The 6,379-nt window shown below is 47.8% G+C and carries 12 protein-coding genes; 11 read left to right on the top strand and 1 reads right to left on the bottom strand.

Going from position 1 to position 6,379, the window contains the following annotated elements; all coding sequences use genetic code 11:
- The 11 genes from AC3G2T_RS31330 to AC3G2T_RS31280 all read left to right on the top strand — a co-directional run.
- Positions 1-419 (top strand): putative phage tail protein (locus tag AC3G2T_RS31330; RefSeq protein WP_488437956.1); only part of this gene is annotated, 419 nt, incomplete at its 5' end.
- Positions 416-700: a ketopantoate hydroxymethyltransferase gene (locus tag AC3G2T_RS31325; protein WP_488437955.1), complete on the top strand. Its 285-nt coding sequence runs from the start codon at positions 416-418 to the stop codon at positions 698-700. The genes AC3G2T_RS31330 and AC3G2T_RS31325, both read left to right, overlap by 4 nt.
- Before the next feature lie 4 nt (positions 701-704).
- Positions 705-1,262 carry a hypothetical protein gene (locus AC3G2T_RS31320; RefSeq protein ID WP_488437954.1) on the top strand — a complete coding sequence of 186 codons (558 nt, stop codon included), beginning with the start codon at positions 705-707 and terminating at the stop codon, positions 1,260-1,262.
- Positions 1,263-1,264: 2 nt separating this feature from the next.
- On the top strand, positions 1,265-2,053 hold the full coding sequence (locus AC3G2T_RS31315) for a hypothetical protein (protein WP_488437953.1): 789 nt from the start codon (positions 1,265-1,267) through the stop codon (positions 2,051-2,053).
- 15 nt (positions 2,054-2,068) lie between these two features.
- Positions 2,069-2,344, top strand: coding sequence for a hypothetical protein (locus tag AC3G2T_RS31310; RefSeq protein WP_488437952.1), 276 nt, complete (start codon positions 2,069-2,071; stop codon positions 2,342-2,344).
- A gap of 35 nt (positions 2,345-2,379) precedes the next feature.
- The gene (locus AC3G2T_RS31305) at positions 2,380-2,673 is read left to right on the top strand and encodes a hypothetical protein (RefSeq protein ID WP_488437951.1); all 294 of its coding nucleotides are present in this window, start codon (positions 2,380-2,382) and stop codon (positions 2,671-2,673) included.
- On the top strand, positions 2,666-3,895 hold the full coding sequence (locus tag AC3G2T_RS31300) for a hypothetical protein (RefSeq protein ID WP_488437950.1): 1,230 nt from the start codon (positions 2,666-2,668) through the stop codon (positions 3,893-3,895). Before AC3G2T_RS31305 ends, AC3G2T_RS31300 begins: the two co-directional genes overlap by 8 nt.
- Positions 3,892-4,101, top strand: coding sequence for a hypothetical protein (locus AC3G2T_RS31295; RefSeq protein WP_488437949.1), 210 nt, complete (start codon positions 3,892-3,894; stop codon positions 4,099-4,101). The genes AC3G2T_RS31300 and AC3G2T_RS31295 overlap by 4 nt, the downstream gene beginning before the upstream one ends.
- Position 4,102: 1 nt before the next feature.
- Complete coding sequence (locus AC3G2T_RS31290) at positions 4,103-4,381, top strand: hypothetical protein (RefSeq protein ID WP_488437948.1); 279 nt, start codon at positions 4,103-4,105, stop codon at positions 4,379-4,381.
- Complete coding sequence (locus AC3G2T_RS31285; protein ID WP_488437947.1) at positions 4,378-4,836, top strand: phage holin family protein; 459 nt, start codon at positions 4,378-4,380, stop codon at positions 4,834-4,836. The genes AC3G2T_RS31290 and AC3G2T_RS31285 overlap by 4 nt, the downstream gene beginning before the upstream one ends.
- Entirely contained in the window at positions 4,833-5,474 is a 642-nt protein-coding gene (locus tag AC3G2T_RS31280; protein WP_488437946.1) for a glycoside hydrolase family 73 protein, read from the top strand. The genes AC3G2T_RS31285 and AC3G2T_RS31280 overlap by 4 nt, the downstream gene beginning before the upstream one ends.
- A gap of 470 nt (positions 5,475-5,944) precedes the next feature.
- On the opposite strand, the gene AC3G2T_RS31275 is transcribed toward AC3G2T_RS31280, so the two are convergent.
- Entirely contained in the window at positions 5,945-6,313 is a 369-nt protein-coding gene (locus AC3G2T_RS31275) for an SAM domain-containing protein (protein ID WP_488437945.1), read from the bottom strand.
- Positions 6,314-6,379: the final 66 nt, after the last annotated feature.

Raw genomic sequence — 6,379 nt, 5'->3', positions numbered from 1 at the left:
GGCGCGAGCTGCAACTCGGTATCCGGGCGGACCCTTCGACTGAAACGTTGGACTTCCGCCGCAGACGGCTCGTAAATCGCTACTCCACGAAGCCGCCGTTTTCCATCCGGTATTTGCAAAATAGGCTTGATTCTCTTGTTGGAGAAGGAAAAGCAATCGTTAGCGTTGATGTTCAAAACTTCATCATGAAAGTGACGATCAGTATTCCAGACGCGGCATACTTTCGGGAGATCCAGCGGACGATTGAGGTCATCAAGCCTGCGAATATGGCCTATCAGCAGGCATCCTCCTTGGCGGACGGTATTGCATTAGAGGAACATATCTGGCGAACATACTTGTTCAGGAAAACATCTTTAGGGACCTGGCGCGTCGGCATTACGCCGTTTGCATCGGCTGGGGAGGAGGAAAAGATCAAGTGATTCCTAACGCATATCTCAACGAACTTGCCATATACACGAAAGATAAAATATCGAAAGTCGTAATAAACGGATCGTATGAGATCACGACATTTACTACGCGGCAGGTCACGGCGAGCACCGTAGAGCTGGAGTATACTATTCCTCTTTTCGCTGGGCAAGCCTGGGTGCAATTGATCGAGGTTTTGAGCAGCAGCGGGTCGGTTATTTCCTCAAATGCCGTGATCATTCCAATCGTGAGCGACACAATTATGAAACAAACCATTTCGATAAAGGAGGCATGAGGCGATGCCTTATAATGGAAATACAAACTGGCAATACGGCCAGATTGTCACGGAAGCTGACATGAATAGAATTGAGCAGGGCATAATGGATATTGATAGCCAAAAGGCTCCTTTGGATTCCCCAGTATTCACTGGTACGCCGAAAGTGCCAACTGCTGCACCGGGAACGAATGATACTACGGCAGCTTCGACGGGTTTTGTGAAAGCTGCTGTAGCCGATGGAGTAGCAGCGAAGGACAAAGCAAATGATGCACTCATTATGTCAACAAGCGCGGTAACGATAGCTTCATTCATGCCAACGACAAAAAACAACTTCATGATAACGGGATCGTTCAGAGTCACAACCGCTACAACGAATGTATCAGCAACAATTACCTATGCCGATGGGTCGGGCAATCAAACAAATCTGTGGCTGAGTACGCAAGCGTTTGGGGTGGGTAGTTATAGCTTGGTTCCAGTCACTATAAATGCAATAGGAGTTATCTTTTCTCCTATCTCTGTTAGTTTTACAGCTGGAGTTGCAAATAGAGTATACGCATCAGTGTCTATAGTGGGGGTGTGAACATGGCACAATTAGTAGTTTCAGGCACAGCTACTGCCGACAAGGTATTAGTAGGATCAACTTTCTCGGCGGGTGCTCTATACGGAGCCAATGGGTCGATGCCGAATAATGGCACGGTGACGATCACGCCGGGCGCTGCGGCGCAGTCTATTCCGGCCGGATATCATAACGGAAGCGGAACCGTACTGGCCGTTCCAGTTCCTGCCGCGAACGTACTCGCGGGTACAACAATTGCGGGAACACCAGGGACGATGGTGAACAATGGAGCTTCGTTATATTTTCCTAACACAGTCAATGTGTCAATTGCAACAGGATATCACTCAGGCAGTGTTGTTGCAGCAGTTGGAGGAACGGCTACACCCGACAAAGTTGTGAGCGGTTATACGTTTTCTTCGGCAAATGGGATGGATCAAACCGGCACGTTGAAACCAATGAAAACGGCCAAAGTCACCATTTCGGGGTTTTTATTCAATATCACTGGTCTGACATTCACTCCTGTTTTGATTCTTGCGAATCACGGGGGAAGCTACGATACAAATTCAAATGGAACAGGATACCGGTCCAATGTTAGCGCCACCTACATGTATACTACGAATACAACGGATTTCGGTTCTATGACCGGGGTTTCTCAGTATTTTCAGTTGGGATCCGGGGCGACCGGGGGCATGTACGGCACAAGTATGGGCGTAACAAACCTAGGGTATGGCGGGTGCACGCTTACTTTTTACGTTGGTCCAAGCGGGGTATATCCAATTTCCGCAAGTACAACAGTTACCCTACTTGGGTATTAGGAGGCAGGGCAAATCATGTTACAAATTGGAAGAAGAATATATTTCGAAAAAACAACGGAGGCCGTTATCCTTGATACCGGAGAGCGCTCCGGGGACGTAGTTGAAACGACAATAGAGCAGGATTTCGCTGCATATCCAGCACTGGCCGACCGCGACTCCGAAACGATTGGATGCATTCAATTGGAATACGGCCAGCATGCCGAAGAATTCATGAAATGTATCGGGTTCAGGATCAACGAAGAAAAGCAACTTGAATTTAGCTACCCAAATACCAGTGAAGCACCGGCTTAATGTCGGTGCTATTTTTATGCGAGGAGTGGATTGCTATGGTTACACTACCGACTATAAAACGTGGCGATACGTTTCAATATCTGGCAACTTGGGAAGGTGCGAGACTGGAAGAGTTACGCTCTCAAATACGTGTTCCATACGATAGGCTTGTTGCGAATGCCGTCATTGAAGAAACTGAAACGCCATTTACGTTTCGTTTCAGTGTTACGGATACCACAGGTTGGCCGCTTGGCGTGCTTGTAACCGATATTAGGCGAAAAAGCGGGGGCGTTATTACAACCTCCGAAACGATGAATATCACAGTAATAAAGGACGTGACCCATGACTAATCCTATAAACGTGACACCCGGTCCCGCCCCTGTGCCGATTGTCATTTCAGCCGGCGGCGGTGGATCAGGAACGCCAGGGCCAAAAGGTGACAAAGGCGATAAGGGAGATAAAGGGGATACTGGCCCAATGGGTCCGCAGGGTCCAATTGGGCCAAAAGGTGACAAAGGGGATGCTGGCCCACAAGGGCCCGCGGGTGCCGATGGATCCAAAGGAGAAACAGGCCCAGCAGGTACGCAGGGCTTGCAAGGGCCAAAAGGAGATACGGGAGAAACGGGAGCCGCAGGACCGCAAGGTCCGGCAGGCCCTACCGGTGCAACCGGACTGCAAGGCCCGGCCGGGGCAACCGGATCCGCGGGCGCAAATGGACAAGGTGTGCCTACTGGCGGCACGGCGGGACAAGTTCTAACCAAAGTCAGCGGGGCTAATTATGATGCGCAGTGGTCAACCCCTTCTGGAGGGGGTAGCGCAGCGACTCTGCTGGGCAGCTATACCTTAGCGCCTACGTATTGGGATAGCACATCGATTACGGTAGACGCCGCCGCGGATACGTTGACAATCCCTGGGCATACGTTGATTGCAAACGATCAGGTCATGGTCACGTTCCAAAAAGGGCGCACTACATCTTCGGTGCCCACGGGGATCATTCCCGGGAAAATCTATTATGTGCGGGCCGTCTCTGGTAACTCCTTCAAGCTTTCTACTGTAAACACCGATACCGGACTAATTGACTTGACGAATACAGGGACGCCTGGAACATGGCGTATTGAAAAAACAACTGGCGTCCAAACAATCACGATCAGCGGCCTTAATGTTACTGGCCCGCTGAGGGTTGTTTTTCGGAATGGCGGCATGACCGGGAGCTATGCTGGATGGATGCTAAAAATCAATGGAGTTTCGACCAGTGATATTTATTACATGCAGCAGAGCGGCAGCGGGCTTGCAAACAACGCGCTCCTTGCCGATTTCGGAAGTAACAATCCGATCCGCATACTGACAACGATTGATTTGATATGCAAAAACAATCAGATTACCTTTACCGGCGCGACTACTTATGAAGGAACGTCAAGTTCAAGTGCGACCATTGCAAACAACGTTTTGATAACCAGTATTGGATTTACAACGGTAGATTCATCAAAATTTAGTAGCCTAACAAGTATCGCTATCCAGGCCGGGAACGGAATGTTCAACGGGGATGCCACTTTGGAGGTCTGGCAGCTATGAAAGAAATTATCTACGATGCAAAGACGCAGCAGTCAATGGAAATAGAAAAGGTTGAGGATATCGCCATACCTGAGCGCACACCCTCTCCAGAAGAACAAATAACGGTGCTCAAGGCGCGGCTTGCTGTAGCTGAACAAGCTGCTTCCGACAATAGCATTACCCAGCAACAATTGCTGGAATTACTCATTGATAAGGGAGTGATTTAGGATGGCCGTTAACCCACTATTAGTTAGGTCATATGCAACAAATGTTTATTTGACAGGAAAAAACAGCTTGGCAAATATCGCGGCTCAACGACCGGAATATGTCGCTCCGGTCATGCAATATGCTGCCGAGAATTACTATGTAAATGATATCGACAATGCGCTAACCCAAGGATGGATTACGGCCCAGGAGCACGCCGACACACTCGCTCTAAAAGGGCCGGAAGACCCACAATACAGAAATGTAGCTGCAAAATCTGCTACTGAGGGAGAGGTACTATGAGTACAAAATTTCTGTTAAACAATTTACTTACCGCGGCGGCGGGAGAAACCGGGAAAGAAGCGGGGTTCGCGGGCATTGTAGCAGCGGTGGGAACGTTCATCGCGGCTGGGCTGGGCGGCTGGGACATCTCAATAAAGATTCTCGTATACGCGATGATCGGGGACTATCTTTCCGGCGTGTTTGGGGCTGTGAAAACAAAAAGCCTGAACAGCGACGTGATGTTCTGGGGCGGGATCAGAAAGGGCATGGTTTTGCTTGTCATATCCTTGGCCGTGCTATTGGACGAATTTATTGGTGGTCAAGCCCCTGTCTTTCGCACGCTTGCGATCTATTTCTATATTGGACGAGAAGGACTATCGCTAATAGAAAATTCCAGCATTCTGGGCTTCTGGTGGCCGCCAGCTATCAAAAATTTGTTAGAGCAACTGAGACAGAAAGGCGAGGGGCAAAAATGAACAAGCAATCATTCATCGAACAAATCGCCGTGGCCGCGGTGCAAGGTATGGCCGAAACTGGTGTGCTTGCCAGCATCACGATAGCACAGGCCGCATTGGAGAGTGCCTGGGGGCAGTCAGCACCCGGCAATAATTTGTTCGGTATCAAGGGCAGCGGACAGCAGCAGACAACCCAAGAATATATAAATGGCAAGTGGGTGCAGGTCGTAGATGGGTTTCGCGTGTATGAGGATTGGTACGGCAGTATATCGGATCACTCGAAGTTCCTGATCGAAAACGGCAGATATTCGAAAGCCGGCTTCTTCGACCGATGCGCAGCACGTGATTACGCAGGAGCTGCGCGGGCGTTGCAGAGCGCGGGGTATGCGACCGATCCGCAGTATGCGGCAAAGTTGATTCAGATTATAGAGGCAAGCGAGCTGCAAAAATACGATATGGAGGAGTATGAGGAGACGATGAAATTCGAAAACGATTGGCAGTGGAAACAACTCGGGGACGCGCTGGATGGTTTATACAAGAAGGGGATCATTTCGGACTATACCTGGGCGGAAAAAGCCTACACGCGAAAACTAACGCTGTCTGAGCTTACTTTCCTGAACACGGTTATCGTTGCGCGGCAGCAGGGCGTAGAGGTATAGCAGGAGGTTGTTTACAAAATATGTAATGACATGATATAATAAAACTAAATCCGAAAGCATCGGTCAAAAAAGCCCAGGGAAAGCATCCCTTGGGCTTTTTTTTGCTTGTGATCAGGAAAATTTTCCTTATCGATACTACTCCTTAGAACCCTCTCTTTTGGATAGCGGTTTCTTTACTAATGTTCTTTTGTATATGTATGGTGTACCGTGATATTCCCAGTTGTGTTTTTTCTTCTCCCTTTGCGAAATTGAAACCTTCAATTGTACATTCGCAACTTGACGTTGAAACTCACCCATGTATCGTTTGCATCGATTCAAACCAGCTTCTTCGGTTGTGCTGAAAAAAGTTTTAAGATGAAACCCATTTGCGCTAATATCAAATCGGAAGATATTCATGTGTGGGCGCCTCTCTTCGATGAAATCATCATTACAACCAATTCACTAAAAAAACACGAAAATAACAACCACCCCTATGTAATCAAACCCATATGGCGCAATTTCTTTTTGATATCTTCTAGCTTTTCGGACTTTACAGCCGCGGAATACGCTCGTATTAAGTTCGGATTTTCTTCTATTCTTTGAAGCAACTGAAACAGAATGAGTTGGCGCTTTTTCCCGATGCGCCTGACTCCCTTCAAATCTTCCCACGTTTCATTCATTATACTTTCCAGGGTTTCATAACCAGCTCTATGAAGTACATTAATAGCCATAAATACATTCTGTAAATGTTCCGAATCATTTTTCGCATCTAGTAAGCAAAAAATAGGGTACTTTAAAATTGATTCCGGAATTGAATATAGTTGTCTTAACGGTGTTTTCTTGTCATCAATCATTGTCATAGATGCTTTCACCTCATATGCCGTTTAAATCCATTTTGCAAAATAAACTATTCTTGTGCAACTCAT

This window comes from Paenibacillus sp. sgz302191, from assembly GCF_057749925.1.
The sequence above is the reverse complement of the archived record's forward strand: the minus strand, read 5'-3'. Positions and strand labels throughout refer to the sequence as shown.